General features: G+C 53.2%; 23 protein-coding genes. 16 read left to right on the forward strand and 7 right to left on the reverse strand.

All coding sequences use genetic code 11. The features are described from left to right. Positions 1-2: 2 nt before the first annotated feature. The 4 genes from IR141_RS01580 to IR141_RS01595 are packed head-to-tail and all read right to left on the reverse strand — an operon-like array spanning position 3 to position 3,967. Complete coding sequence (locus IR141_RS01580) at positions 3-629, reverse strand: NADH:ubiquinone reductase (Na(+)-transporting) subunit D (protein WP_135033939.1); 627 nt, start codon at positions 627-629, stop codon at positions 3-5. Between the two features lie 2 nt (positions 630-631). Beyond that, the gene (locus IR141_RS01585; RefSeq protein WP_135033940.1) at positions 632-1,396 is read right to left on the reverse strand and encodes a Na(+)-translocating NADH-quinone reductase subunit C; all 765 of its coding nucleotides are present in this window, start codon (positions 1,394-1,396) and stop codon (positions 632-634) included. Then, entirely contained in the window at positions 1,383-2,621 is a 1,239-nt protein-coding gene (locus IR141_RS01590; protein WP_135033941.1) for an NADH:ubiquinone reductase (Na(+)-transporting) subunit B, read from the reverse strand. The genes IR141_RS01585 and IR141_RS01590 overlap by 14 nt, the downstream gene beginning before the upstream one ends. 2 nt (positions 2,622-2,623) lie before the next feature. After that, positions 2,624-3,967 (reverse strand): Na(+)-translocating NADH-quinone reductase subunit A, encoded by a 1,344-nt coding sequence (locus IR141_RS01595; protein ID WP_135033942.1) that lies wholly within the window; start codon positions 3,965-3,967, stop codon positions 2,624-2,626. A 534-nt stretch (positions 3,968-4,501) separates the two neighbouring features. Between IR141_RS01595 and IR141_RS01600 the strand changes: the two genes are divergently transcribed. Next, on the forward strand, positions 4,502-5,404 hold the full coding sequence (locus IR141_RS01600) for a tyrosine-type recombinase/integrase (RefSeq protein ID WP_135033943.1): 903 nt from the start codon (positions 4,502-4,504) through the stop codon (positions 5,402-5,404). A 141-nt stretch (positions 5,405-5,545) separates the two neighbouring features. Here IR141_RS01600 and IR141_RS01605 read toward each other — a convergent pair whose 3' ends face one another. Both IR141_RS01605 and IR141_RS01610 read right to left on the reverse strand, forming a co-directional pair. Further along, the gene (locus IR141_RS01605) at positions 5,546-5,980 is read right to left on the reverse strand and encodes a transposase (RefSeq protein ID WP_167742983.1); all 435 of its coding nucleotides are present in this window, start codon (positions 5,978-5,980) and stop codon (positions 5,546-5,548) included. Positions 5,981-6,017: 37 nt separating this feature from the next. Continuing rightward, the gene (locus IR141_RS01610) at positions 6,018-6,311 is read right to left on the reverse strand and encodes a transposase (protein ID WP_135033945.1); all 294 of its coding nucleotides are present in this window, start codon (positions 6,309-6,311) and stop codon (positions 6,018-6,020) included. A 513-nt stretch (positions 6,312-6,824) separates the two neighbouring features. Between IR141_RS01610 and IR141_RS01615 the strand changes: the two genes are divergently transcribed. The 15 genes from IR141_RS01615 to IR141_RS01685 all read left to right on the forward strand — a co-directional run bounded on the left by IR141_RS01615 (position 6,825) and on the right by IR141_RS01685 (position 21,150). Beyond that, positions 6,825-7,985: a cytochrome-c peroxidase gene (locus IR141_RS01615; RefSeq protein ID WP_135033946.1), complete on the forward strand. Its 1,161-nt coding sequence runs from the start codon at positions 6,825-6,827 to the stop codon at positions 7,983-7,985. A gap of 128 nt (positions 7,986-8,113) precedes the next feature. Then, positions 8,114-8,917, forward strand: a complete 804-nt coding sequence (locus IR141_RS01620; RefSeq protein ID WP_135033947.1) for a DUF4198 domain-containing protein — start codon at positions 8,114-8,116, stop codon at positions 8,915-8,917. A 118-nt stretch (positions 8,918-9,035) separates the two neighbouring features. Continuing rightward, positions 9,036-10,187 carry a cell division protein ZapE gene (gene zapE, locus IR141_RS01625; protein WP_135033948.1) on the forward strand — a complete coding sequence of 384 codons (1,152 nt, stop codon included), beginning with the start codon at positions 9,036-9,038 and terminating at the stop codon, positions 10,185-10,187. Between the two features lie 117 nt (positions 10,188-10,304). Then, on the forward strand, positions 10,305-10,730 hold the full coding sequence (ndk, locus tag IR141_RS01630; RefSeq protein WP_135033949.1) for a nucleoside-diphosphate kinase: 426 nt from the start codon (positions 10,305-10,307) through the stop codon (positions 10,728-10,730). Positions 10,731-10,860: 130 nt separating this feature from the next. Continuing rightward, on the forward strand, positions 10,861-11,967 hold the full coding sequence (gene rlmN, locus IR141_RS01635) for a 23S rRNA (adenine(2503)-C(2))-methyltransferase RlmN (protein WP_135033950.1): 1,107 nt from the start codon (positions 10,861-10,863) through the stop codon (positions 11,965-11,967). 1 nt (position 11,968) lies between these two features. Continuing rightward, complete coding sequence (gene pilW, locus IR141_RS01640) at positions 11,969-12,733, forward strand: type IV pilus biogenesis/stability protein PilW (protein ID WP_135033951.1); 765 nt, start codon at positions 11,969-11,971, stop codon at positions 12,731-12,733. After that, a complete protein-coding gene (locus IR141_RS01645) occupies positions 12,733-13,623 on the forward strand; it encodes a helix-turn-helix domain-containing protein (RefSeq protein ID WP_135033952.1) in 891 nt (296 codons plus the stop codon). The genes pilW and IR141_RS01645 overlap by 1 nt, the downstream gene beginning before the upstream one ends. After that, entirely contained in the window at positions 13,620-14,891 is a 1,272-nt protein-coding gene (gene ispG / locus IR141_RS01650; protein WP_135033953.1) for a flavodoxin-dependent (E)-4-hydroxy-3-methylbut-2-enyl-diphosphate synthase, read from the forward strand. The genes IR141_RS01645 and ispG overlap by 4 nt, the downstream gene beginning before the upstream one ends. A gap of 56 nt (positions 14,892-14,947) precedes the next feature. Then, the gene (locus tag IR141_RS01655; RefSeq protein ID WP_135033954.1) at positions 14,948-15,343 is read left to right on the forward strand and encodes a hypothetical protein; all 396 of its coding nucleotides are present in this window, start codon (positions 14,948-14,950) and stop codon (positions 15,341-15,343) included. A 36-nt stretch (positions 15,344-15,379) separates the two neighbouring features. Then, positions 15,380-16,675 carry a histidine--tRNA ligase gene (gene hisS, locus IR141_RS01660; protein ID WP_135033955.1) on the forward strand — a complete coding sequence of 432 codons (1,296 nt, stop codon included), beginning with the start codon at positions 15,380-15,382 and terminating at the stop codon, positions 16,673-16,675. Continuing rightward, entirely contained in the window at positions 16,676-17,305 is a 630-nt protein-coding gene (locus tag IR141_RS01665) for a tetratricopeptide repeat protein (RefSeq protein WP_135033956.1), read from the forward strand. A 413-nt stretch (positions 17,306-17,718) separates the two neighbouring features. Further along, positions 17,719-19,176 carry a ribosome biogenesis GTPase Der gene (gene der, locus IR141_RS01670; RefSeq protein WP_135033957.1) on the forward strand — a complete coding sequence of 486 codons (1,458 nt, stop codon included), beginning with the start codon at positions 17,719-17,721 and terminating at the stop codon, positions 19,174-19,176. A gap of 370 nt (positions 19,177-19,546) precedes the next feature. Beyond that, positions 19,547-19,918 carry a SirB2 family protein gene (locus tag IR141_RS01675; RefSeq protein WP_135033958.1) on the forward strand — a complete coding sequence of 124 codons (372 nt, stop codon included), beginning with the start codon at positions 19,547-19,549 and terminating at the stop codon, positions 19,916-19,918. A gap of 15 nt (positions 19,919-19,933) precedes the next feature. Continuing rightward, positions 19,934-20,458 (forward strand): 2-amino-4-hydroxy-6-hydroxymethyldihydropteridine diphosphokinase, encoded by a 525-nt coding sequence (gene folK / locus IR141_RS01680; protein ID WP_135033959.1) that lies wholly within the window; start codon positions 19,934-19,936, stop codon positions 20,456-20,458. Positions 20,459-20,502: 44 nt separating this feature from the next. Then, complete coding sequence (locus IR141_RS01685; RefSeq protein ID WP_135033960.1) at positions 20,503-21,150, forward strand: deoxynucleoside kinase; 648 nt, start codon at positions 20,503-20,505, stop codon at positions 21,148-21,150. Between the two features lie 156 nt (positions 21,151-21,306). Here the strand turns inward: IR141_RS01685 and clpB are convergent, their stop codons facing one another. Beyond that, entirely contained in the window at positions 21,307-23,877 is a 2,571-nt protein-coding gene (clpB, locus tag IR141_RS01690; RefSeq protein WP_135033961.1) for an ATP-dependent chaperone ClpB, read from the reverse strand. Positions 23,878-24,314 lie beyond the last annotated feature (437 nt).

Here is a 24,314-nt window from a genome sequence, read left to right on the forward strand (position 1 = left end):
AATTATTCCTCCGCCTGTTCGGGTTTCCAAGTGCGCAGACCCCAGATAATGAAGGCGATGATAAAGAATGCGCTGGGTGCAAGCAGAAACAGGCCGTTGGCCTGATACCAGCCGCCGTCTTGAACGGTTTGCATGATGGTGGTGCCGAACAGCTTGCCCGAACCTACCAGCTCGCGGATAACGGCCACAATCACCAAAATCACGCCGTAGCCGAAGCCGTTGCCCAAGCCGTCAATCAGGCTTTCGAGCGGCGGCTCTTTCATGGCGAAGGCTTCGGCGCGCCCCATCACGATGCAGTTGGTGATAATCAGGCCGACAAACACCGACAGCTGTTTGGACAATTCATAGGCAAAAGCCTGCAACACTTGGTCGACCAGCGTAACCAGCGAAGCGATAATGGCCATCTGAACGATGATGCGCACGCTGTTGGGAATGTAGTTGCGGATGAGTGAAATGAAAAAGCTCGAAAAACCGGTTACCAACGCTACTGAAATTGCCATTACCACGGCGGTTTCCAGCTTGGTGGTTACGGCCAGCGCGGAACATACGCCGAGAATCTGTAAGGCAATCGGGTTGTTTTTCACAACCGGAGAAAACATGAGTTCTTTCAAACGTTTTGTATCAGCCATGATTATTCTCCTGCTTTGATTTTAGCCAGATAGGGGCCGAAGCCGTTTTGACCGAACCAATAATGAAACGAACCCTGCACGCCTTTGGTGGTCATGGTGGCGCCGGAGAGACCGTCCACACCGTGTTCTTTGTCGGAAGAGGCACCTTTGCCGATGCGGATGGCGACACCGCCCTGATCGTTATACAGTTTTTTGCCTGCAAAATGCTTTTGCCACAGCGGATTGGCAATTTCGCCGCCCAAGCCTGCGGTTTCGCCCTGCTCGTAATAGGTGAGGCCGTTAATGGTGTTGCCGTCCGGGCGGACTGCAACAAAGCCGTACATCACCGACCATAAACCGCTGCCATGCATGGGCAGGACGATTTGGCCGGTTTTGCCGGAATCGTCTTTAATCAAATACACTTCGGCGTATTTGGCGCGGGTTTGAATGCCTGCCGAATCTTCTTCGGGCTTGATTTTTATACTGTGCTGCGGATCTTTGGCGGCGGCGCGGGCATCGAAATCTTTCATGCCTTCTACATACTCGCCGGTAGCCAAATCTACGATGCGCGGCTCGACACGCTCGGCATACACTTTAGGCACATCGAGGCCGTCTGAAAGCAGGCCGGCGGCGCCCAAAATATTTCTCTGTTTGTCGAGCAGCTTTTTCTCGTTTTGGGCGGGTTTCAAACCCACCGCGGCACCTGCCACGATAACCGAACACAGCAGGCTGACGGCAACCACCACCGCCAGCGTGCCGCCGAAGCTGTCTTTATCAAACTTGGCCATTGCGGATCCTCCTGCGTTTGATATTTGCCTGGGCAACAAAATAATCCAAAATCGGCGCGAACAGGTTGGCAAACAGAATAGCCAACATCATGCCTTCGGGATAGGCGGGGTTGACCACGCGGATCAAAACGCACATCATGCCGATAAGGCCGCCGTACCACCATTTGCCGGCATTGGTAAACGAAGCGGAAACCGGGTCGGTGGCCATAAACAGCATACCGATGGCAAAGCCGCCCAATACCATATGCCAATACCACGGCATAGAAAACATCGGGTTGGTGTCTGAGCCGATGGCATTAAACAGCAGCGAAGTGGCTACCATGCCGATCATCACGCCGGCAATGATGCGCCAAGATGCAATACGGCAAAACACAATCATCAGGCCGCCGATAATCAGTGCCAATGTGGAGACTTCGCCCATCGAGCCGGGCAGATTGCCGATAAAGGCATCCATCCAGGCAAGCGGCTCTCCGGTGATTTCGTTTTTCAGGCCGTCTGAACCCGCAACTGCCCATTGGGAAAGCGCGGTCGCTCCCGAAAAACCGTCTGCCGCCGTCCAAACGGCATCGCCGGAAATCTGGGCGGGATAGGCGAAAAACAGAAAGGCGCGGCCGGCCAGTGCGGGATTCATAAAGTTTTTACCCGTGCCGCCGAACACTTCCTTGGCCACAACCACACCGAACGTGATGCCCAGCGCAGCCTGCCACAGCGGCAGGGTGGGCGGCACGATTAGGGCAAACAGGATTGAGGTAACGAAAAAGCCCTCGTTGATTTCGTGTTTGCGGATAACGGAAAACAGGACCTCCCAAAAACCGCCCACGGCGAACACCACCGCATAAATCGGCAGAAAGAATACCGCACCCAGCGAGAGTTTGCTGAAAATGCCGGCATCGGCACCCAAATTGATGCCCAGCCAATGCGCCAGCGCATAATGCCAGTCGGCGGCGATGTTTTGTTCCAGCAGCCCCATATGGTTGACGGCGGCAACCGATTGCGCACCAACGTTATACATGCCGTAGAACATGGCCGGAAACAGTGCAATCCACACCATAATCATCATGCGCTTTGAGTCGAGTGCATCGCGGATATGCGAGGATTTGCGCGTTACCGTGCCGGGCGTGTATAACAGGGTGGCCACTGCCTCATAGAGCGGATACCATTTTTCGAGTTTGCCGCCCGGCAGGAAATCGGGTTCGATTTTTTCAAAAAAATGTTTCAATCCCATATTCAGCCTTCTTTCTCAATCTTATCCAGCACAGTGCGCAGCAGCGTGCCGTATTCGTATTTGCCCGGGCAGACGAAACTGCACAGTGCCAAATCTTCCTCGTCCAGCTCCAAACAACCCAAAGCCTGTGCGCTGTCGGTATCGCCGACAATCAAATCGCGCAGCAGCAGGGTAGGCAGGATATCCAGCGGCATCACGCGCTCGTAGGTGCCGATGGGCACCATCGCACGTTTGCCGCCATTGACGGCCGATGTGAAATCAAACAGCTTGTTTTTTAAGAAATGGCCGAGAGTGGTGCGGGTAACCGTGTATTTGCCGGCACTGGGCACCACCCAGCCGAACAGCTCTTTGGTACGGCCTTCGGCAATCACCGAAATCTGGTTGTGGTAGCGACCCAGATAATCGTGCGCTCCGACGGCGGCAGCGCCGCTGAGCACCGAGCCGGAGATCACGCGGTTTTCGCCGTCTTTCAATTCACCCGCCGTCAGTTCGGAAATTTTTGCACCCGACACGGTGCGCAAGAGGCGCGGCTGTCTGACTTGCGGGCCGGCCAGCGACACCACGCGCGAAACATCCAATTCGCCGGTGGCAAACAGATGGCTGATGGCGATAACGTCTTGATAGTTTACCGTCCACACTGTTTTGCCGGCACCAACCGGTTCAATAAAGTGGATATGGGTGCCCGGCAAGCCGGCCGGATGCGGGCCGCCGAATTCGTGAACGGCGATATTGCGGCCGTCTGAAACCGGAATATCGGCGCCGGCGGCTTTGCAGACATGGATTTTGTTGGCGGTGAGGCGGCTCAGAACCAATAAGCCGCGGGTGAAATCATCGGCGCGTTCCCGAATCACGATTTGCGGGTCGGCACAGAGCGGGTTGGTGTCCATCGCATTGACGAAAATAGCGGCAGGCTCGGCATCGGCGGCAGGCACTTTGCTGAAAGGGCGGGTGCGCAATGCCGTCCATAAGCCTGAGGCAAGCAGGTTGCGGCGGATTTCTTCACCGCTCAAACGCTCGAGGGCTTCGGGGGAATAGTGGTCGAATGAAACCTGCTCATCGCCCTCCACGGCAATCACCACCGATTGCAATACCCGTTTTTCGCCGCGGTGGATGGAGGCAACTGTGCCCGAGGCCGGAGCGGTAAACACCACGCCCGGGTTTTTCTTATCCTCAAACAGCACTTGGCCTTTCTTAACTTTGTCGCCTTCCTGAACCTTCATAGAAGGGCGCATACCCACATATTCTTCGCCGAGTACGGCCACTTCGCTGACGGCGGCGCCCGGGTAGATGGTTTGTTCCGGCCGGCCTGCAATCGGCAGATCCAGCCCTTTTTTAATTCTAATCATGGTTTCGCACCAACGTTGTATCAGATTGATGAAACACGGGCCGGGATGGTGAATCCGCCTGCTCCGCTGCGGTGTTGCTGCGCCTTAGCTTAAAAGAGCACCATTATGCAGGCTCCTAAAACGGCAGCCAAACCGGTTTTGGCAACTGCTGCCGGCTGCGGCTTGCGCCCTGCATGGAAAATGCGTGAACGGCTCATTACCGGGCAGAAAGGGATTGGGAGGCCGTCTGAAAACCAACCTGCAACCGCCCGATAAAATACAACTGCCAAAGCCGCCGTTGTCGGCACCTTTATTGATTCCGAGCTGCGGCAAAACCGCCGTATGCCGTGTATTTCCGCCCCGTTTGCCGCGCTGTATCGGGAAATCCGGCGGTTTGGTAAAGGCTGCTTTCTGTTAAAATGTAAACAGGAAAGCATTTTGATTTTACCTAAATCATACACTTGTTACCACGGTTTTCATTGGAAAAATTTATTTTTCTATAAAAATCAAAATTTTGATTGAAATATTTTATCTTTTCAGACGGCCTTCGATACCATGTTTCCCGAACAGTTTGCCAATCATTGCAATCTTTATTTAAATACGCTGGCGCAGCAGGGGAAGTCGCCGCACACCGTGGCTGCCTACCGCCGCGACCTGATACAGCTTCAAAAACTGCTGCCGCCCGATGCAGGCGGTGAGACCCTGCACCGCCGCTATTTTGTTGCGGCTTTGAAAAAATTGTCGCAACTGGGCGCACACCAGCGCAGCATAGCGCGCAAACTGTCGGTTTGGCGGCAGTATTGCGGCTGGTTGGAGCAGCAGGGTTTGCTGGCGGCAGACCCCACAGAAGGTTTGAAAGCCCCCCGGCAGCCGGAGCGTCTGCCTAAGGCGGTCGAGCAGGAAACGCTCAACACCCTGCTCGACAACGGTTGCGGCGAGGGGCTGTTAAGCGTGCGCGATCATGCTTTGTTCGAGCTGATGTATGGTAGCGGCCTGCGCGTGGCCGAGGTGCACGGATTGGATATGCAGGATATTCTGCTGGAAGAGGGCTGGGTGGGGGTAACCGGGAAGGGCGGCAAACAGCGCCGCGTGCCTTTGGGCAGTAAAAGTATCGAAGCCGTTCGGGCATATCTGCCGCAGCGGGCGGCAGCAGGCGGCGAAACCGCGCTGTTTACCGGCAGAACAGGCCGCCGCCTGAGCATACGCCAGATTCAAAACCGCCTGCGCGATTGGGCGTTGCGCCACGGCAGCCCGCAGCATATTTCGCCGCATATGCTGCGCCACAGTTTCGCCAGCCATCTGCTGCAGTCGGCACAGGATATCCGCGCAGTACAGGAACTGCTCGGCCACAGCCGCTTATCGACCACGCAAATCTACACCAAACTCGATTTCGATCATTTGGCCAAAGTTTACGATGGCGCGCATCCGAGGGCGAAGCGTAAATTAAATAAAGCGTGATGCAGCGTTGTTTGATGGGAAATTTTTTCACCATCAAACAACCAAAGATAGTGTGTGAAAGTGTCAATGCCATTGATGTATTCTTTCGGCAACAACCAAGCCGTGCCCTGCTTTTGCGGGGCATTTTTCTGTTTGAAATTGTTAATTTATGCTGTTAATCCGTAACGGGTTTTGTCGTATTCCGTTTGGTTTTTCAAAATGTAGAAAGCGATGGTTACCAGCTTTCTCATAATTGCAACAATAGATGAGTTTCGGCGGTTTTTTCCCGGCTTTCAGACGGCCGATAAAGGCGGGAAAGGCGTTCATGCGGTAGGCGGCCAATGCGGGCATGTATAGGGCTGCCCTTAAGTCGGACTTGCCTACCTTTGAAATCCGTTCTTTGCCGTTTACGCTTGTTCCCGGCTGATGCCGTTTTGGACCCAAACCGAAATAGGCGGCCAGTTGGGCAGCGGTATCAAAGCGTGATGTTATGGTCGAGAGCAAAACGGCGGCGGTGTTTTCGCCTATGCCCGTTATGGTTTTCAGGCGTTGGCGGTTTTCGCTGTATCGCGGGTTTGATGAATAGAACGCCTGCAAATCTGCCTTTACCTGTTGTATTTGGCTGGTCAGATTCTCAATCGTTTGCTGTATATGGCCTTTCAGGTAACCGGGGGGCGGTTTGCCGCTTGTTTTGTTCGGCGGCGCGCAAACGCTTCAGTCTCGATAGGTAGCGTGTCAGTTCCTGCAGGTGTCTTTGTTCGGAAGGCTGCGGCTGCCATGCTTCGGGATTCATGGCCTTGCAGTATCGGGCGATGAGTTTTGCGTCTTGTTTGTCGGTTTTGCTTCTTTGCAATACGGCGTTTGCGAAGCCGTCTGAAACAGCTTTTTCAGACGGCCTTTGGTTGTTTTGTGTCCGGCAGAATGCCATCGGTTGCCTGGTTTGGCAAAACTCTCTTTCATTTCTGTAACGGCAGTGCCGCACATCAGTTTAAAGGGAATGATGCCGCAAGCCGTCCGAGCGCCGCAGAACCGCTGCAGAACCGCTGCAGAACCGCAGAAGCAGTACCGTATCGCCGGTGCGGTTTTCTGCTTGCTGCCCGTGCCGGCAATGAAAGGAGGGGATAGCCGCCCTGTAGAAACCGGTGCCGTGCGTGCAGTGGCGGATATAAATAAAGCAAGTAAGGCGGGCAGGTGCCGCCATGATTTTCCAACGGGGGTGGCAGCAGCGTTTCAGACGGCCTTAAGTTAAGATAAGAGCAATGTGTTTACGCAAATATTTCTTTATAAATTTTATCGACATCATTATTAAAAGCAATGGAGCGTTAAATTATTGATGTTGCGCAAATCCGATGGGCAACGACACTTTTATACTGCCTGCAACCATAAGCCCATTATGGCGAAAAAAAGCATAACCAAAATAATTGTTAAAAAAGGAATCACCATGAAACATGTTCTCAAAAAAGGCGGGCTGGCGTTGGCTGTATTGCTGGCGCTTGCGGCCTGCCAGGGAGAAGGGCAGCAGGGGCAGGCTTCGGCACCGGAATCTGCTGCGGCTGCGGCTTCCTCAGTTTCCGCTGCCGCCGCGCCCGACAACAGCAACGCATCGCCTGAAGACCAAGAGCTGTTAAAGCAGGCGCAGTCGCTGTTCCAACCGTTGCCCGATGAGGCGGAAATGCAGAAGGCACACCCGTTTACCGCAGAGCAGGTGAAGCTCGGCCGCCAGCTTTGGTATGAACCGCGTCTGTCGCGCGGCAACACGGTAAGCTGTAACTCTTGCCATAACCTGGCCACGGCAGGTGTGGACAATCTGCCCACCAGCCCCGGCCACAAAGGTACATTTGGTGTGCGCAATTCTCCCACGGCTTTGAATGCCGCGCTGCTGGGCAGCCAGTTTTGGGACGGGCGTGCCGCCACAGTGGAAGAGCAGGCCGGCGGCCCGCTGCTCAATCCGGTGGAAATGGCCAATACCGATGAAGCATCGGTCGAGAAAAAAATTGCCGCAATTCCCGAATACCGCGATATGTTTAAAGAAGTTTATGCGCAAACAGACGGCGCGGTAACGTTTAAAAACATCACAGAAGCCATTGCCGCTTTCGAGCGTACGCTGCTTACGCCTACCAAATGGGACGATTATCTCAAAGGCAATATCAACGCACTTAACGAAACCGAGCGCAAGGGTGTGCGTTCGTTTATCAATAACGGCTGTATCGCCTGCCATAAAGGTGTGTCGCTGGGCGGCGATTCGTTCCAGAAATTCGGCCTGGTTAAGAGCCCGTATTGGCAGTTTACCGGCAGCAAAAACCAAGATGAAGGCCGCTTTGAAGTAACCAAGTCAGAAAACGACAAATTCGTGTTCCGCGTTCCCGGCCTGCGCAATGTTGCCCGCACCTATCCTTATTTCCACGATGGCAGCGTGTGGGAGTTGGATAAAGCAGTCAGCATCATGGGCGAAGCACAACTGGGTAAACAACTTCCAAAAGAAGATGTTGATGCCATTGTGGCGTTTTTGAACACCCTGTCCGGATCGGTGCCCGAGTCTGCCCGCACCGTGCCCGAGCTGCCTGCACACAGCGCGCTGGAAGGCCGTCCGAACAACCAATAATCTGAGCAGCCGTAAGCACTCAAACCGAAAGGCCGTCTGAAACGTTTCAGACGGCCTTGGTTTGTTTTTTATATGTTATACTATAACAAAATCTTTCCTGTCTATATTTTCAACCAAGCGAGAAAACTATGAAAAAAACAGCCTTATTTGCCTTGATGGCGTTGTTTTGCTCAACTGCCGCCCAAGCCCACCGCGTGTGGGTGGAAACTGCGCATACGCACGGCGGCGAAATCCTGAAGGCCGAATTGGGATACGGTGAGTTCCCCGATATGGAGCCGATTGCCCAAGAGCGCCTGCACATTTTCAGCAAACCTATGCAGCTTATCACCGAGAAAGGAAAAGAAGATTTGGTGCAGAAAGGGCAGTATAACTATCAATACCAAAGCAAAAAGCCCGTGAAAGAGGGCAGCTATTTGGTTACCGCCGAATACCGGCCTACTTTTTGGTCGAAAAATAAAGCCGGTTGGAAGCAGGCCAGTATCAGAGAAATGTCTGATGCCGATTATTGCGAACAAACGCGTATGTATGGCAAAAATATTGTCAATGTCGGCCATGAAAGCGCCGATACTAAAATCATCACCCGCCCGGTGGGACAGGGTTTGGAGATTGTGCCGCTGGACAACCCCGCCAATGTGCATGTGGGCGGGCGCTTTAAGGTGCGGGTGCTGTTTAACGGCGAACCGCTGCCGGGTGCTGCTGTTACCGCCACGTTTGACGGCTTTGACACCGGTAGCCGCAGCAACCATAAAGTGGAAGCACAGGCGTTTTACGATAAAACCGGCGATGACGGCAGTGTAGATATTATCCCGCTGCGCCAAGGTTTCTGGAAAGCCAGTGTTGAGCATAAAATTGATTTTCCTGATCCGAAAATCTGCGGGAAACAGGCAAGCTATACTACGCTCACATTCCAAATCGGTCATCAGGCACACTAAACGCAGCATGATTGCCGGCCACAACCGTTTTCAGACGGCCTCTGTTTTAAGAAACATTTGGAGGCCGTCTGAAATCCTTTATAATGAGTTAATATTGATCGATATAAATGTTATCTAGATGAACAATAACGAAAACCGCTTTGTTCCGCCCGACTTCGGCAACCACAGCCCGCTCACCTGGTATCAGGCCGCCTCGGAGCAGCCCGCGTTTATCCGTAATGCAGCCCAAGCCAAAGCCATCGAATATCTCGACCGGTTGTGGACCGAATTAATGATGTTCAAACGCAAACGCAACCGTTTTTTGGGCCGCAGCCTGCGCTCGCCGCAACTGCCCAAGGGGCTGTATTTTTATGGCGGAGTGGGGCGCGGCAAGAGTTTTCTGATGGATGTGTTTTACGGCTGCCTGCCTTACCGCCGCAAACGCCGCGTACACTTCCACGCCTTTATGGCTGAAGTGCACCGGCGTATGAAAGCCTTGAAAAGCGAAACGAACCCGCTCAAAGCTGTGGCTGCGGAAATTGCCGGAGAAACCCGTGTGTTGTGTTTCGATGAATTTCACGTCAGCGATATTGCCGATGCCATGATTTTGGGGCGTTTGCTGGAAAGTCTGTTTGAAGGCGGCGTGGTGTTGGTGGCAACCTCCAACTACGCACCTTCCGAACTTTATCCGCAAGGGCAAAACCGTAGCAGCTTTCTGCCCACTATTGCGCTGATTGAAAGCAAACTCACGGTTCTCAATGTGGACGGCGGCGAAGACTACCGCCTGCGCACTTTAAAACCCGCCGAGGTGTTTTATGTGCCCGACAACGGAGAAAACGAAGGCAGGCTGGCCTCGCTGTTTGCCCGAGTGGCGCACGGAAAAGCCAAAAATCCCCGCCCGATTACCATAAACGGGCGCGAACTGATGTGTAACGCGCAAGACGGCAAAGCCATCTGGTTCGACTTTCGCGCCCTGTGTTTCGGGCCCCGCTCGCAGGCCGATTATCTTTATTTGGCCGAACGCTACGAAATGGTGTTTGTGTCGGGCATCGAAAAGCTGAGCGAAGCCGAAAAAGCAGAGGCACGCCGCCTCACTTGGCTGATAGACGTGTTATACGACTTCCGCGTTAAATTTTGCGCTACCAGCGAAGTTCCCGCCGAAGAGATCTATGTGGAAGGCGACTTCGCCCATGAATTCGTGCGCACTGTCAGCCGTATGGTGGAAATGCAGTCGGAAGAATATCTGGCGCTGCCCCATTTAACGCTCGGCAAAAAAAATGCCGGTATTTAACAAAATATTGGCAGAGTTTGATAAAATACGCGCCCCGATTTTTGTTTAAATCAATCAAGAATAAAAAAAGCAGGCGTTTCTGTCTGTTGGGAAATTTCATTAATTAAAGGATTTTTCATGGCTATCGAACGTACCATTTCCATCATCAAACCCGATGCAGTTGCTAAAGATGTGATCGGCCAAATCTACAGCCGTTTTGAAAACAACGGTCTGCGTATCATTGCCGCCAAAATGAAACACTTAAGTACCAAAGAAGCCCAAGATTTCTACGCTGTGCATAAAGACCGCCCGTTCTTTGCCGACCTAGTTGCCTTCATGACCGGCGGCCCCGTGATGATTCAGGTGCTCGAAGGTGAAAACGCCGTAGTTAAAAACCGCGAACTGATGGGCGCCACCAACCCGAAAGAAGCAGCAGCCGGCACCATCCGTGCCGATTTCGCCGAATCTATCGATGCCAATGCCGTGCACGGTTCCGACAGCCTGGAAAACGCCGCTAAAGAAATTGCCTATTTCTTCAGCGAAAGCGAAATCTGCACCCGCTAAGCGGACATGCAACTCTTTGGGCTGTCTGAATATTTTCAGACGGCCTGAAGTTTAGCTTTTAAATGGCAGCTTTCTGCAGAGCTTGCCGAAAAGTTATGATAAAGCTTTCATTTAAAAGCCTGTGGCGAACATGAAAACCAATCTGCTGAATTTCGATTTAAACGGGCTGACCGAACATTTCGCAAAAATGGGCGAGAAGCCTTTCCGTGCCAAACAGGTGATGCGCTGGATACATCAGGCCGGCGCTGCCGGTTTTGATGACATGACCGACCTGGCGAAATCTTTACGCATCAAGCTGCAAGAGCAGGCCGAAGTGGCTGTACCTGCTTTAATGGCCGCTCAAGAATCTTCAGACGGCACCCGGAAATGGCTGCTTGATGTAGGAACCGGCAACGGTGTGGAAACTGTGTTTATTCCTGAAGCCGACCGCGGCACTTTGTGTGTTTCATCGCAAGTAGGCTGTGCATTGGAATGCACGTTTTGTTCAACCGGCAGGCAGGGGTTCAACCGCAACCTGAGTACCGCCGAAATCATCGGCCAATTGTGGTGGGCAAACAAAGCCATGGGCATCACCCCGAAAAATGAGCGGGTGATTTCGAATGTGGTGATGATGGGGATGGGCGAGCCTTTGGCCAATTTCGACAACGTAATTACCGCATTGGGCATTATGCTGGACGACCACGGCTACGGATTGTCGCGCCGGAGGGTAACGGTATCTACTTCAGGCATGGTGCCGCAGATGGACAGATTGCGCGATGTGATGCCGGTGGCACTGGCCGTGTCGCTGCACGCCTCTAACGATGCTGTGCGCAACGAAATTGTGCCTCTGAATAAAAAATACCCGTTAAAAGAATTGATGGCAGCCTGCAGCCGCTATCTTGATAAGGCTCCGCGCGATTTCATTACGTTTGAATATGTGATGCTCGATGGTATTAACGACAAGGCACAGCATGCAAGGGAATTAATCGAACTGGTACGCAACGTGCCGTGCAAATTCAACCTGATACCGTTCAACCCGTTTCCGAATTCGGGTTACGAGCGTTCGAGCAACGAAAACATCCGCGTATTTCGCGATATCCTGCAACAGGCAGGGCTTGTAGTTACCGTGCGCAAAACCCGCGGCGACGATATCGATGCCGCCTGCGGGCAGCTTGCCGGCCAAGTGAAGGATAAAACGCGCCGCCGGGAAAAATGGCAGCAGATTACCATACAATCTAAGGGAATTTTAAGGGGCTGATATGAATACCAAAACAACAGCGGGAATTATGGCAATAATGCTGGTATTGAGTGCCTGCGCGGGCGGGGCATCGCAACCGACAGCACGTGAACGGGCAGGGCAGATATCGAACATTAAAACACAGTTGGCTGTGGAATATTTGCGCGGAAAAGATTACCGCCAGGCAGTCGGCAGTATTGATGAAGCATTGAAGGCCAATCCGAAAAACGAGAATGCTTGGCTGATTCGCGCCCAAATCTACCAATACTTGAAAGTGAACGACAAAGCGCAGGAGAGCTTTCAAAAAGCATTGTCGATTAAACCGAACAGTGCGGAAATCAATAACAATTACGGCTGGTTTCTCTGCAGTATTCAAAATCGTCCGAATGATGCACTGCCTTATTTCGATAAGGCTTTGGCCGATCCCACTTACCCTAACCCGCATATCGCCAATCTCAATAAAGGCATATGCAGCACCAAAATGGGGCAGTATTCCCTGGCAGAGGCTTATTTTGAACGGGCTTTGGCGGCCGATGCGCAGTTTTATCCCGTTTTGAAGGAAATGGCGCGTACCAAAATGCTGGCCGGCAATCTGAGCGGTGCCGACTATTATTTCCGCCAATATCAAAGCAAGGTTGATGCTTTGGGGGCAGACGACCTGCTTTTGGGTTGGCGTCTGTATAATACTTTAGGCAACACGCAGGCAGCCTACGAATACGAAGCGCAATTGCGTGCCAATTATCCCTATTCCGATGAACTGCAAACAATTACAACAGGACGTTTGTAATGACCGATAACCAGCAATTAGAACAACACCCCTCCAACAACGCTGCCGCCGAACTGGGTTTGAAGTTACGCCAAGTGCGCGAGCAGAAAGGTTATTCGATAGGAGAGGTTGCCGAACGCTTGAAGCTGTCGGCCCGCCAAATCGAAGGCTTGGAAAGCGGCAACTACGAAATGATGCCCGAGCTGGTGTTTGTGCGTGGTTTTTTGCGGACCTATGGTCGTTTTTTGGATTTAGACGATAACGAAGTCGCTGCATTTTTAGACCGAATCATGCCGCAGAACCGCAATAATCTGTATGCAGTTGACCGTAGCGGCAGCCATACTATGAATTATCGGCAAACCGAGGTAAAAAAATCGTTTCCCGCCTGGATTTTAGGAGTGCTGGCAGCGGTGGCTGTCGGCGGCGGTATTTATGCGTGGCAGAGCAAATCCAATCAGGAATATGCCAAACAGAGCGATCATATGGAACGTCCGGAGCCGGCAGGATCGGCAGCCGGCAATCTTCAGGCCGGCAATATTTCAGTGGTAGCAATGGACGGTGATGCTGCGATCTCTGCGGCCTCCGCTGCTTCTGCTCCGGCAACAGCCCAAGACAGTGTTGCGGATTCGGAGCCTGCTCCTGCTTCCGGTGTAGTGCCGGTTGCCGCCGATGAATTGATGGTTAAGGTTTTATACCGCTCCAACCTGGTTATCAAAGACAAAAACGGTGCATTCGTTATCAACCGCATTGTGCCTGCAGGCAGCGAACACCGCTTCAGGGGCGGTGCGCCGTATGAAGTTTGGATTGGTTATTCTCTCGGTGCTACTGCCAATTACGGTGGGCGGGAAATCGCCGTGCGCCGGCACTTAACCGGTAAAACCACGTCATCTTTTACCGCAGGACAGCAATGAGCACCCCGACACTTATCCGCCGTCCAACCCACCAGGTCCGTATCGATCATGTAACCGTAGGTTCCGATGCGTCTGTTGTGGTGCAGTCGATGACCAACACCGACACTGCTGATGCCCAGAGTACGGCGCAGCAAGTGAAAGAATTGAGTGATGCCGGTTCGGAAATGGTGCGGATTACCGTAAACAGCCCTGAAGCTGCCGCCAAAGTGGCGGAAATCAGAAGCCGTTTGGATGATATGGGCTGCGATACACCATTGGTGGGGGATTTTCATTTTAACGGCGAGCGGCTGCTGCAAGAATTTCCCCATTGTGCCCGCGCGTTGTCAAAATACCGCATCAATCCCGGCAATGTAGGCAAAGGCGCGAAAGGGGACGAAAAATTTGCCTATATGATACGTACTGCCGCCGAACACGATAAGGCCGTGCGCATCGGCGTAAACTGGGGTTCGCTCGACCAAAGTCTTGCCCGGCGCATGATGGATGCCAATTCGGCCTCTGCTTCACCCAAGCCGTCTGAAGAGGTTATGAAAGAGGCACTGATTGTATCGGCATTGGAATCTGCCCAAAAGGCGGTAGATTTGGGCTTACCTGAAAACAAAATCATCTTGTCGTGCAAGGTCAGTGCTGTACAGGATTTGATTCAGGTTTACCGCGATTTGGGCGCACGTTGCGCTTATCCTTTGCATTTAGGCCTAACCGAAGCAGGCATGGGCAGTAAAGGCATTGTTGCCTCGACTGCCGCGCTTGCGGTGTTGTTGCAGGAAGGCATAGGCGACACCATCCGTATTTCGCTCACCCCCGAGCCGGGCAGCCCGCGCACGCAGGAAGTGGTGGTGGCTCAGGAAATTCTGCAAACCATGGGGCTGCGTTCGTTTACGCCCATGGTTACCGCCTGTCCGGGCTGCGGACGTACCACCAGCACGGTATTTCAAGAGCTGGCGCGCGATATCCAGCAGTATTTGCGCGAAAGCATGACGGTTTGGCGCAACCGTTATCCTGGCGTAGAGTCGTTAAATGTTGCGGTGATGGGCTGCGTGGTTAACGGCCCCGGTGAGAGTAAGCTGGCCGATATCGGCATCAGTCTGCCCGGTACGGGCGAAACGCCCGTTGCCCCCGTGTATGTGGATGGCGAACGCAAAGTTACGCTCAAAGGCGACAATATGGCCGCCGAATTCTTAGCTATTGTGCAGGAATATGTGGAAACCAATTATGGCGAAGGCGGTAAAAAACGTAACGGGAGCCGGGTGATTCCCATTCTATCGGTATAAAACCTGCCGTTATATTTTCAGACGGCCTCCAATATTCAAACAAAGCGAAGTGAAAGATGGCACCCGATTTACGCGAATTACTGTTAAGGCTTTATCTGCTCAACAATCCGAAAGTAGAACACAAAGTGTTTATCTACACTTATCAGGGCGTGAGCGACATGGCCGTGAACCCGTTTCAATTTGTGGGCGCAGATTTGCTCGACAATGTTAAAAAAAGCCTGATTTTGCAGAACCTGCCTTCCGGCGAGATGATACAGGCTTTTGTTTCGCCTGCCGTATCAGGCAGGAAACAGGTTTGGGAAATTGAAAACACCATGCTTTACGGCAATAAAAGCGGTGTGTTGGTTTCTGTCGATTTGGATAAAGAAAGCGGCCAGTCCGAAAAATACAGACAATTTGCCGGTTTGACCACCAGTATGCTGCGCCAGTTTACCAACAGCGGCATCGAATAACAGGCCGTCTGAAAAGAATGCGGATATCGAAATACTATGGGACAAAAAATCCAAGCCGTTAAAGGCATGAACGACCTTCTGCCGGTGGAGCAGAAAGATTTCAAACTCACTGCCGCCTTTTGGCAGGCATTTGAAGACACCGTTACCCGCTGGGCGCGCCGCTACGGTTACAGCCAAATCCGCACCCCCATTGTGGAGCAAACCGGCCTGTTTGTGCGCTCCATCGGCGAAGAAACCGATGTGGTCGGCAAAGAGATGTATAGCTTTGCCGATTCCAACGATAAGCTCAGCCTGAGTTTGCGCCCCGAAGGTACGGCATCCTGCCTGCGTGCGGTGGTCGAACACAACCTGCTGTATAACGGCCCGCAAAAATTATGGTATATGGGGCCGATGTTCCGCCGCGAACGCCCGCAGAAAGGGCGTTACCGCCAGTTTCACCAGGTGGGCGTGGAAGCCCTGGGTTTCGAAGGTCCCGATATCGATGCCGAAATCATTGCTATGTCGGCAGACTTATGGAACGAATTGGGCATACGCGACTATCTGGTTTTGGAAATCAACAGCCTGGGCAACCGCGAAGAGCGCGCCGCCCACCGTGCGGCGCTGGTGTCTTATCTGGGCAGCCACAAAGACAAGCTCGATGAAGACAGCAAACGCCGTCTGTACACCAACCCCCTGCGTGTGCTCGACAGCAAAAACCCCGATTTGCAGGCAATCTGCAATAACGCACCGCACTTGACCGAATATCTGGGCGGAGCATCGCGTGCGCACTATGCCTCATTTAAAACCATGCTCGAGGGCTTGGATATTGCCTACACGGAAAACCCCCGTTTAGTTCGCGGTTTGGACTACTACAACCAAACCGTGTTCGAATGGACAACCGACAAGCTTGGCGCACAGGCCACCGTTTGCGGCGGTGGCCGTTATGACGGTCTGATTGAAGAGCTGGGCGGCAAACCTGCGCCGTCTATCGGCTTTGCCATGGGGGTGGAACGCCTGCTGCTGCTGGTGCGGGAATACGGCGCACTGGCTTATCGGGCCGCACCAGATGTTTACGCCATGCACCAAGGCGAAGGCACCGCTTTGCAAGTGATGAAACATGCCCAAACCCTGCGCGATGCCGGATTCGATGTGCTGCAACACACCGGCAGCCAAAGCCTGAAAGCACAGATGAAAAAAGCCGATGCCGGCGGTGCACGCTTCGCCCTGATTGTGGCTCAGAACGAGCTTTCAGACGGCACGGTTACCCTTAAAGACCTACAGGGTACCCACGGCCAAACCACCCTTGATGCCGCCCTGTTGGTTTCCACCCTACAACAATGGAAGAATGCTTAAATGGCTGCACATATCCAAGAGCAGGAAGAGCTCGAAAATTTCAAATATTTCTGGAAAAGCTGGGGGCGTTGGCTGTTTGCCGCATTGGTGGCCGCCGCCTTAGGTTATTTGGGTTATGTGGTTTATCAAAACCATCAGGTAAAAAAAGACCAAGAGGCCGCAGCCGTACTGACGCAGCTGGTTGAAAAAGCGCAAAGCAACGCCGATGCCAAAGCAGTAAACGCTGATTTACGCAATCTCCAGCAGAATTACAGCGGCACGACTGCTGCCGCACAGGCCGCGTTTATGGTGGCCGGCACAGAGTTCGACAAAGGCAGCTATGACACCGCCGCCAACCATTTGAACTGGGTGCTAGACAACCAGAAAGACCCGGTTGTGCAGGCAATGGCTGCCCAGCGTTTGGCAGTTGTACGTTTGCAGCAAAACCAATATGAAGAAGCTCTCGCCGCCTCAAACACCAAAGTTGCCCCCGCTTTCGAACCCCTGCTTTTGGAAACCAAAGGCGATATTTATTTGGCACAGGGCAAAAACAAAGAAGCCTTGCAGGCTTACGGGCAGGCTTTGGCGCAGCTGCCCAAAGATGCCGCCAATAGGGAGTCGGTGCAGTTTAAGGCCGACCAATTAAAATAAAGGCCAAGACCTTTGCAAAATCCGTTTAGGCCGTCTGAAACATCCGATTGTCGTCATTCCCGTGTAGGCGGGAATCCGGCCTTTTAAAATTAACTGTTGTTTGATTTCAACGACTTGTGAAAATTGTATTGGATTCCTGCCTACGAGAAAATGGCGGAGCACAAACGTTTTCAAGTTTAAATTGGTTTTTTTGCAAAGGTTTCAGGCCGTCTGAAAACAGTAGGCTTGCAGGAAGCTTTCTGCAAGCCCTTTTGTTTGACGGCGTATCATCTCAAACCCCTGTGCTGCAGAATACAGCCGGCCCACTTTAAAAACGGCAAACTAACGCCGTAATGATTTTAAAGAGGGGTGTCCATACAGCACCTGCTTGTCGCCTGCAACTTTTCAGACGGCCTGACACAGAAAGCAAAAATATGAAACCCACCATCGCCCTAGTCGGCCGCCCCAATGTGGGCAAATCCACCTTGTTCAACCGCCTCACGCGCAGTAGGGATGCTTTGGTGCACGACCTGCCCGGCCTCACCCGCGACCGCCACTACGGCCACGGCAGGGGGGGCAGCAAACCTTATCTGGTTATCGATACAGGCGGCTTCGAGCCGGTGGTGGACAGCGGCATTCTGCACGAAATGGCCAAGCAAACCCTGCAGGCGGTAGACGAAGCCGATGCAGTGGTATTTCTGGTTGACGGCCGCACCGGCCTGACCCCGCAAGACAAAATCATCGCCGACCGCCTGCGCCAAAGCCCGCGCCCTGTGTATCTGGCCGTGAACAAAGGCGAGGGTGCCGACCGGGCCGTGTTGGCCGCCGAATTTTACGAGTTGGCTTTGGGGGAGCCGTATGTAGTTTCCGGCGCACACGGCGATGGTGTGTATGACCTGATAGAAGCGGTTTTGGAACATTTTCCCGATGTCGAAGAAGAAACCGCTGCGCCCAAACACCCCGTGTTTGCCGTTATCGGCCGCCCCAACGTGGGCAAATCCACGCTGGTAAACGCCATTCTCGGCGAAGAGCGCGTGATTGCCTTTGACATGGCCGGCACCACCCGCGACAGCATCCACATCGATTTTGAGCGTGCCGGCAAACCGTTTACCATCATCGACACCGCAGGCGTGCGCCGGCGCGGCAAAGTGGAAGAAGCGGTTGAGAAATTTTCGGTGATTAAAGCCATGCAGGCCGTTGAGGCAGCCAACGTGGCCGTGCTGGTGTTGGATGCGCAGCAGGACATCGCCGACCAAGATGCCACCATTGCCGGTTTCGCCCTCGAAGCGGGCAGGGCGCTGGTGGTGGCGGTAAACAAATGGGACGGCATCAGCCAGGAGCGGCGCGAACAAGTGAAGCGCGATATTGCCCGCAAACTCTATTTTCTCGATTTCGCCAAGTTCCACTATATTTCCGCGCTGAAAGAGCGCGGCATCGACAGCCTGTTTGAGAGCATCCAATCGGCCTACAACGCCGCTATGATGAAAATGCCCACACCGAAAATCACCCGCGTTCTGCAGGCGGCACTCGAACGCCAAGCCCCGCCGCGAGCCGGTTTGGTGCGCCCGAAAATGCGCTATGCCCATCAGGGCGGCATGAATCCGCCCGTTATCGTGATACACGGCAATTCATTGCAGGCCGTTTCCGACAGCTACACCCGCTATCTCACCCAAACCTTCCGCAAAGCCTTCAATCTGCAGGGCACGCCGCTGCGCATCCAATACAATGTGTCGGAAAATCCCTACGAAGAAGCGCAAGACAAACCCAAGAAAAAACCGCTGCGCCGTGCGGCGTTGAGCAACCGCATCGAAAAACGCGAAGGGCGCAAAGAAACAAAAAACCGCTTGAAAAAGAAGGCCAAAGTGAGTGTGAAAAAGCTGCACAACAAATAAACAGATCCACCCGTGTTGTTACAAAATACGTTTAGGCCGTCTGAAAAGCGCATGCCGCAAAAGCCGCCCGTTTTTCAGACGGCCTCGGTTTAATCATAATCGTTACAGCGAACCCTGCTTTAATAGTGAATCCCACTTTTTTCCGACACAAGGCAGCAAGCCGCAGACAGTACAGACAATACCAAACCGATTCTGCCGCCACACAGGCGGCCGGCAAAACCGTTCCCTTTGGCTGAGGCACAGAAATGCCGCAACGGAAACAAAGTGGGTTCACTATGCCGGCGAATACCCGAATACTGCCGAAGAATGCAGAATCGATGGCGGTTTCGGGTTACAATACAGGCCGTCTGAAAACACCAACCAAAATACCATGCAATATATCATTGTGAAACACAGCCATATGCTGTTTGCGGCCGTTACCGTGCTGCTGTTCAACCTGCGCTTTTGGCTGCGCGCCGCCAAACCCGCCAAACCACTGCCGAAAATCCTGAAAATCCTCCCTCATTTCAACGACACGCTGCTGCTGTTTACCGGCCTGTGGCTGATGAAAATCACCCATTTCACCCCGTTTGGCAATGCAAACTGGCTGGGCGTGAAACTGCTGCTGCTGTTGGGTTATATCGGTTTGGGCATGATAACCGTGCGCGCGCAGCCGAAAACCGGCAAAGCATGGGCGGGATATGGTTTATCGATGCTGTGCGTGGCGGCAATCATTTATCTGGCGCGTTACAAACCACTTTGACAGGCCGTCTGAAACATGATATCCAACACCGCCGTCATTGCGTTGGGCAGCAATCTGAACAATCCCAAACAGCAGATAAAAACAGCCTTGCAAATCATTGCAGGGCATCCGCAGATTGAACTGCTGCGCACATCTTCACTCTATATTACCGCGCCCGTGGGCTATGCTGACCAGCCCGACTTTATTAACGCCGTCTGCATCGTGTCTACCCGTTTGGACGCGGAGCAGCTGCTGGCTGTGTTAAACAGTATCGAAAGCAGCTTCGGGCGCGAGCGCAGCTTCCGCAATGCCCCGCGCACGCTCGATTTGGACATCATCGACTACAACGGTGAATCCGGCAGCACACCCTGTCTCACCCTGCCGCACCCGCGCGCCCACGAGCGCAGTTTCGTGATGCGCCCGCTGGCCGAAATCGCCCCCGATTTCCGGCTGGGCAACCACGGCCGCGCGGCAGATTTGGCAGAACGATTGGGCAGCGGCGGCATCGCCGTAACCGAAGCCGCGCCCGTGTTTTCAGACGGCCGCAAACAGGCCGTCTGAAACTTAACCGGCAACCACCCGACACCACGGAGAGACCATCCATCATGCACCACCGTTATATCGTAGTAGAAGGTTCCATCGGCAGCGGCAAATCCGAGCTGAGCCGCCGCCTGGCAGAATATTTCGATGCCCTGCATTTAACCGAAAGCCCCGAGCGCAACCCCTTTTTGGAACAGTTTTATCTGAATGCCGCCAACCACGGCCTGGCCACCGAGCTGTATTTTCTGATGCGCCGCACCGAAGCAGTGGAGCTGATTAACACCGAAGAAGAAAAAAACGAGCGCATCATCGCCGATTTTCTGCTTGAAAAAGACCAGATTTTCGTGCCGGTCGTGCTCAAAGGCAGCGACCCGGCCAACGAACAAACCCTGTTTTGGCAGATGAAGCGCAAGATTATGCCCGAATACCCGGTGCCCGATTTGGTGATCTATTTGCAGACTTCAGATGAAAACGCGCAAAAACGCCTGCAAAAACGGCAAGGCAGCATGATGAATGTTTTTCCGCCGGGTTATCTGGGGCAGATTCAAGACGAATACCGCCGCTTTTTCCATCTCTATCAAAACTCACCGCTCTTGATTGCCAATGCCGATGAGCTGGATTTCATCAACAATGATGACCACTTCGAAATGCTGTTGCGCGCCATGAGCGATATGCAGGGCAGCCGCCATTATCTGAATCTGAACGAAGTGTAATTATCGGGTTAGGCATAGAGAAAGAATCACAGGCCGTCTGAAACATTTTCAGACGGCCTGTGATTATGTCGAGAATCCACTTTATTTTCGGCACCGGGCAGTACGCCCGGCAACGTAACGGAAATAAAGCGGGTTCACGATAACGGCTTCAAATGCTTAGGCAAACACCAGTTTGCCGCCCTCGGCTTGCACACGAATCTCACTGTCGGGCCGGTAAGCGCCTTCCAACAGTTTGACCGACAACGGGTTTTCGATTTCTGCCTGAATCGCGCGTTTGAGCGGGCGGGCGCCGTACACCGGGTCGAAGCCGGCTTGGGCAATCACATCGAGCGCGGCATCGTCTACGGTTAAGCGCAGGTTCATGGCTTCGAGGCGTTTTTTCAGGCCTTCGAGCTGGATTTTGGCGATGTTGCGGATATTGGCCTGATCCAAACCGTGGAACACCACCACTTCATCGATGCGGTTGATCATTTCGGGGCGGAAATGTTCTTTCACGTCTTCCATCACCACGTCTTTCACCGCTTCGTAATCGGCGGTGCCGAGTTTTTGGATATGCTGGCTGCCGATGTTGGAAGTCATCACAATTACGGTGTTTTTGAAATCGACCGTGCGGCCCTGTCCATCGGTGAGGCGGCCGTCATCGAGTACTTGCAGCAGAATGTTGAACACATCGGGGTGGGCTTTTTCCACTTCATCGAGCAGAATCACGCTGTAGGGTTTGCGGCGCACCTGTTCGGTGAGATAGCCGCCTTCTTCGTAGCCCACATAGCCCGGGGGCGCACCGATTAAGCGGGCAACGGCGTGTTTTTCCATGTATTCCGACATATCGATGCGGATTAAATGGTCTTCGCTGTCAAACAGGAAATTGGCCAGTGCTTTGCACAATTCGGTTTTGCCCACGCCGGTGGGGCCTAAAAACAGGAAGCTGCCGTAAGGTTTGCCGGGGTCGGCCAAACCGCTGCGGCTGCGGCGGATGGCGTTGGACACGGCGCGCACGGCCTGGTCTTGGCCGACCACGCGTTTGTGCAGCACTTCTTCCATTTTCAACAGTTTGTCGCGCTCGCCTTCCATCATTTTGGCCACGGGAATGCCGGTCATGCGCGAAACGATTTCGGCCACTTCGTCTGCGCCGACTTTGGTGCGGAAGAGTTTGTTGGCCTGTTTCGCTTCGGGGTTGCTCTCGATGGCCTGCAACTGCCGGCCGAGCTTGGGCAGCTCGCCGTATTCCAATTCGGAGGCGCGGGCGAAATCGCCTTGGCGTTTGGCCTGCTCGATTTTCACCTTGATTTCATCGATTTGTTTTTTGATGTCGGCCGTGCCGGCGGAAGAGGCTTTTTCGGCTTTCCAAATCTCGTCTAAATCGGCGTATTCTTTTTGCAGACCGCCGATTTCTTCATCGATTAACTCCAAGCGTTTTTTGCTGGCGTCATCGTTTTCTTTTTCAACGTGCATCCGCTCCATTTTCAATTGAATGATGCGGCGGTCGAGCTTGTCCATCTGCTCGGGTTTGGAATCCAGCTCCATTTTGATGCGGCTGGCGGCTTCATCGATTAAGTCGATTGCTTTGTCGGGCAGGAAGCGGTCGGTGATGTAGCGGTTGCTCAATTCTGCCGCCGCAACGATTGCCGGGTCGGTGATGTCGATGCCGTGGTGGATTTCGTAACGCTCCTGCAAACCGCGCAGAATGGCAATGGTGTCTTCAACACTCGGTTCGCCCACCAGCACTTTTTGAAAGCGGCGCTCCAGTGCGGCATCTTTTTCGATGTATTGGCGGTATTCGTCCAAAGTGGTGGCACCGATGCAGTGCAACTCGCCGCGCGCCAATGCGGGTTTGAGCATATTGCCCGCATCCATTGCGCCGTCGGCTTTGCCCGCGCCCACCAAAGTGTGGATTTCATCGATGAAAATCAATGTGTTGCCATCGTCTTTTGCCAAATCGTTGAGCACGCCTTTGAGGCGTTCTTCAAATTCGCCGCGGTATTTGGCACCGGCGATTAATGCAGCCAAATCAAGCACCAGCAGGCGTTTGTTGCGCAGGCTCTCGGGCACTTCGCCGTCAACGATGCGCTGCGCCAAACCTTCAACGATAGCGGTTTTGCCCACACCGGGTTCGCCGATGAGCACGGGGTTGTTTTTGGTGCGCCGCTGCAACACCTGAACGGCACGGCGGATTTCATCATCGCGGCCGATAACGGGGTCGAGTTTGCCTTCGCGGGCGCGTTGGGTTAAATCAAGGGTGTATTTTTTCAGGGCTTCGCGCTGGTCTTCGGCGTTCGGGCCGTCCACAGCCGCGCCGCCGCGCACCGCATCGATGGCAGCGTTGATGCTCTGCTCGGTGGCACCGGCATTTTTCAGGATTTTGCCGGTGGCGTCATTCTGCTGCACCAGCGCAAGCGGAAACAGCTCGCTGGCAATATAGGCATCACCGCGTTTGGCAGCGGCTTTATCCATCAGGTTCAGTACGGCCTGCAATTCGCGGCCGGGAAGGATTTCACCGCCCTGACCGGACACTTTCGGTAGGCTGTTTAAGGTTTGCTGCAACTGCTGTTTCACTTGGGCGACATTCACGCCGGCGTGGGCGAGCAGGGCGGTGATGCCGCCGTTGTCGTCAAGCAGGGCTTTGAGCACATGGCCGGCTTCGAGATAGCCGTTGTCGGCAGCCAGTGCCAGGCTTTGACCGTCTGAAAGAGCCTGCTGGAATTTTGCGGTTAGTTTGTCGAATCTCATCTTTCGGTTTCCTTTGGTTTGATATTACGTTAACGGCTATATAGGGATTCCTGTGGATAACTCAAGACAGAAAGTCGGTTTTTGTAGCATGATTGTTATATATATTTTCTTTATAAAAATAAATTTTTTAAAAGTCTGTGAATAAATCGCTTATACAGTTTAAAAAGGTCGTCTGAAAACGGCTTTTCAGACGACCTGGCTTTGATACAGCCTACTTAAGTAAGTGGAAATTACAGAAAGACCTGTTCTACCTAACGCTGAAAATATTCCAAACAACATTGAAAGATCTGAAAATCAAATTCAACGTTCAGTTCGATTAAACCAGCGCAGCAGTATCCCTGTTACGAACATACTGATAGAAATTTGCCAATAAAACATATCTTTATTGGGAAAAAGATATTTTATTCCCAGTGTTATAACGGCTGTGGATATAGCTA

Origin of the sequence: Neisseria sp. 19428wB4_WF04, from assembly GCF_015235335.1 — a bacterium.
Lineage (GTDB): Bacteria > Pseudomonadota > Gammaproteobacteria > Burkholderiales > Neisseriaceae > Neisseria > Neisseria musculi.

Coding starts and splice junctions, on each gene's coding strand:
- IR141_RS01580 (WP_135033939.1), bottom strand. CDS start 629: ATGGCTGATACAAAACGTTTGAAAGAACTCATGTTTTCTCCGGTTGTG.
- IR141_RS01665 (WP_135033956.1), top strand. CDS start 16,676: ATGGCTGCACATATCCAAGAGCAGGAAGAGCTCGAAAATTTCAAATAT.
- IR141_RS01655 (WP_135033954.1), top strand. CDS start 14,948: ATGGCACCCGATTTACGCGAATTACTGTTAAGGCTTTATCTGCTCAAC.
- IR141_RS01685 (WP_135033960.1), top strand. CDS start 20,503: ATGCACCACCGTTATATCGTAGTAGAAGGTTCCATCGGCAGCGGCAAA.
- der (WP_135033957.1), top strand. CDS start 17,719: ATGAAACCCACCATCGCCCTAGTCGGCCGCCCCAATGTGGGCAAATCC.
- folK (WP_135033959.1), top strand. CDS start 19,934: ATGATATCCAACACCGCCGTCATTGCGTTGGGCAGCAATCTGAACAAT.
- IR141_RS01610 (WP_135033945.1), bottom strand. CDS start 6,311: ATGGCATTCTGCCGGACACAAAACAACCAAAGGCCGTCTGAAAAAGCT.
- rlmN (WP_135033950.1), top strand. CDS start 10,861: ATGAAAACCAATCTGCTGAATTTCGATTTAAACGGGCTGACCGAACAT.
- IR141_RS01595 (WP_135033942.1), bottom strand. CDS start 3,967: ATGATTAGAATTAAAAAAGGGCTGGATCTGCCGATTGCAGGCCGGCCG.
- zapE (WP_135033948.1), top strand. CDS start 9,036: ATGAACAATAACGAAAACCGCTTTGTTCCGCCCGACTTCGGCAACCAC.
- ndk (WP_135033949.1), top strand. CDS start 10,305: ATGGCTATCGAACGTACCATTTCCATCATCAAACCCGATGCAGTTGCT.
- ispG (WP_135033953.1), top strand. CDS start 13,620: ATGAGCACCCCGACACTTATCCGCCGTCCAACCCACCAGGTCCGTATC.
- IR141_RS01645 (WP_135033952.1), top strand. CDS start 12,733: ATGACCGATAACCAGCAATTAGAACAACACCCCTCCAACAACGCTGCC.
- IR141_RS01620 (WP_135033947.1), top strand. CDS start 8,114: ATGAAAAAAACAGCCTTATTTGCCTTGATGGCGTTGTTTTGCTCAACT.
- hisS (WP_135033955.1), top strand. CDS start 15,380: ATGGGACAAAAAATCCAAGCCGTTAAAGGCATGAACGACCTTCTGCCG.
- pilW (WP_135033951.1), top strand. CDS start 11,969: ATGAATACCAAAACAACAGCGGGAATTATGGCAATAATGCTGGTATTG.
- IR141_RS01615 (WP_135033946.1), top strand. CDS start 6,825: ATGAAACATGTTCTCAAAAAAGGCGGGCTGGCGTTGGCTGTATTGCTG.
- IR141_RS01590 (WP_135033941.1), bottom strand. CDS start 2,621: ATGGGATTGAAACATTTTTTTGAAAAAATCGAACCCGATTTCCTGCCG.
- clpB (WP_135033961.1), bottom strand. CDS start 23,877: ATGAGATTCGACAAACTAACCGCAAAATTCCAGCAGGCTCTTTCAGAC.
- IR141_RS01600 (WP_135033943.1), top strand. CDS start 4,502: ATGTTTCCCGAACAGTTTGCCAATCATTGCAATCTTTATTTAAATACG.
- IR141_RS01585 (WP_135033940.1), bottom strand. CDS start 1,396: ATGGCCAAGTTTGATAAAGACAGCTTCGGCGGCACGCTGGCGGTGGTG.
- IR141_RS01675 (WP_135033958.1), top strand. CDS start 19,547: ATGCAATATATCATTGTGAAACACAGCCATATGCTGTTTGCGGCCGTT.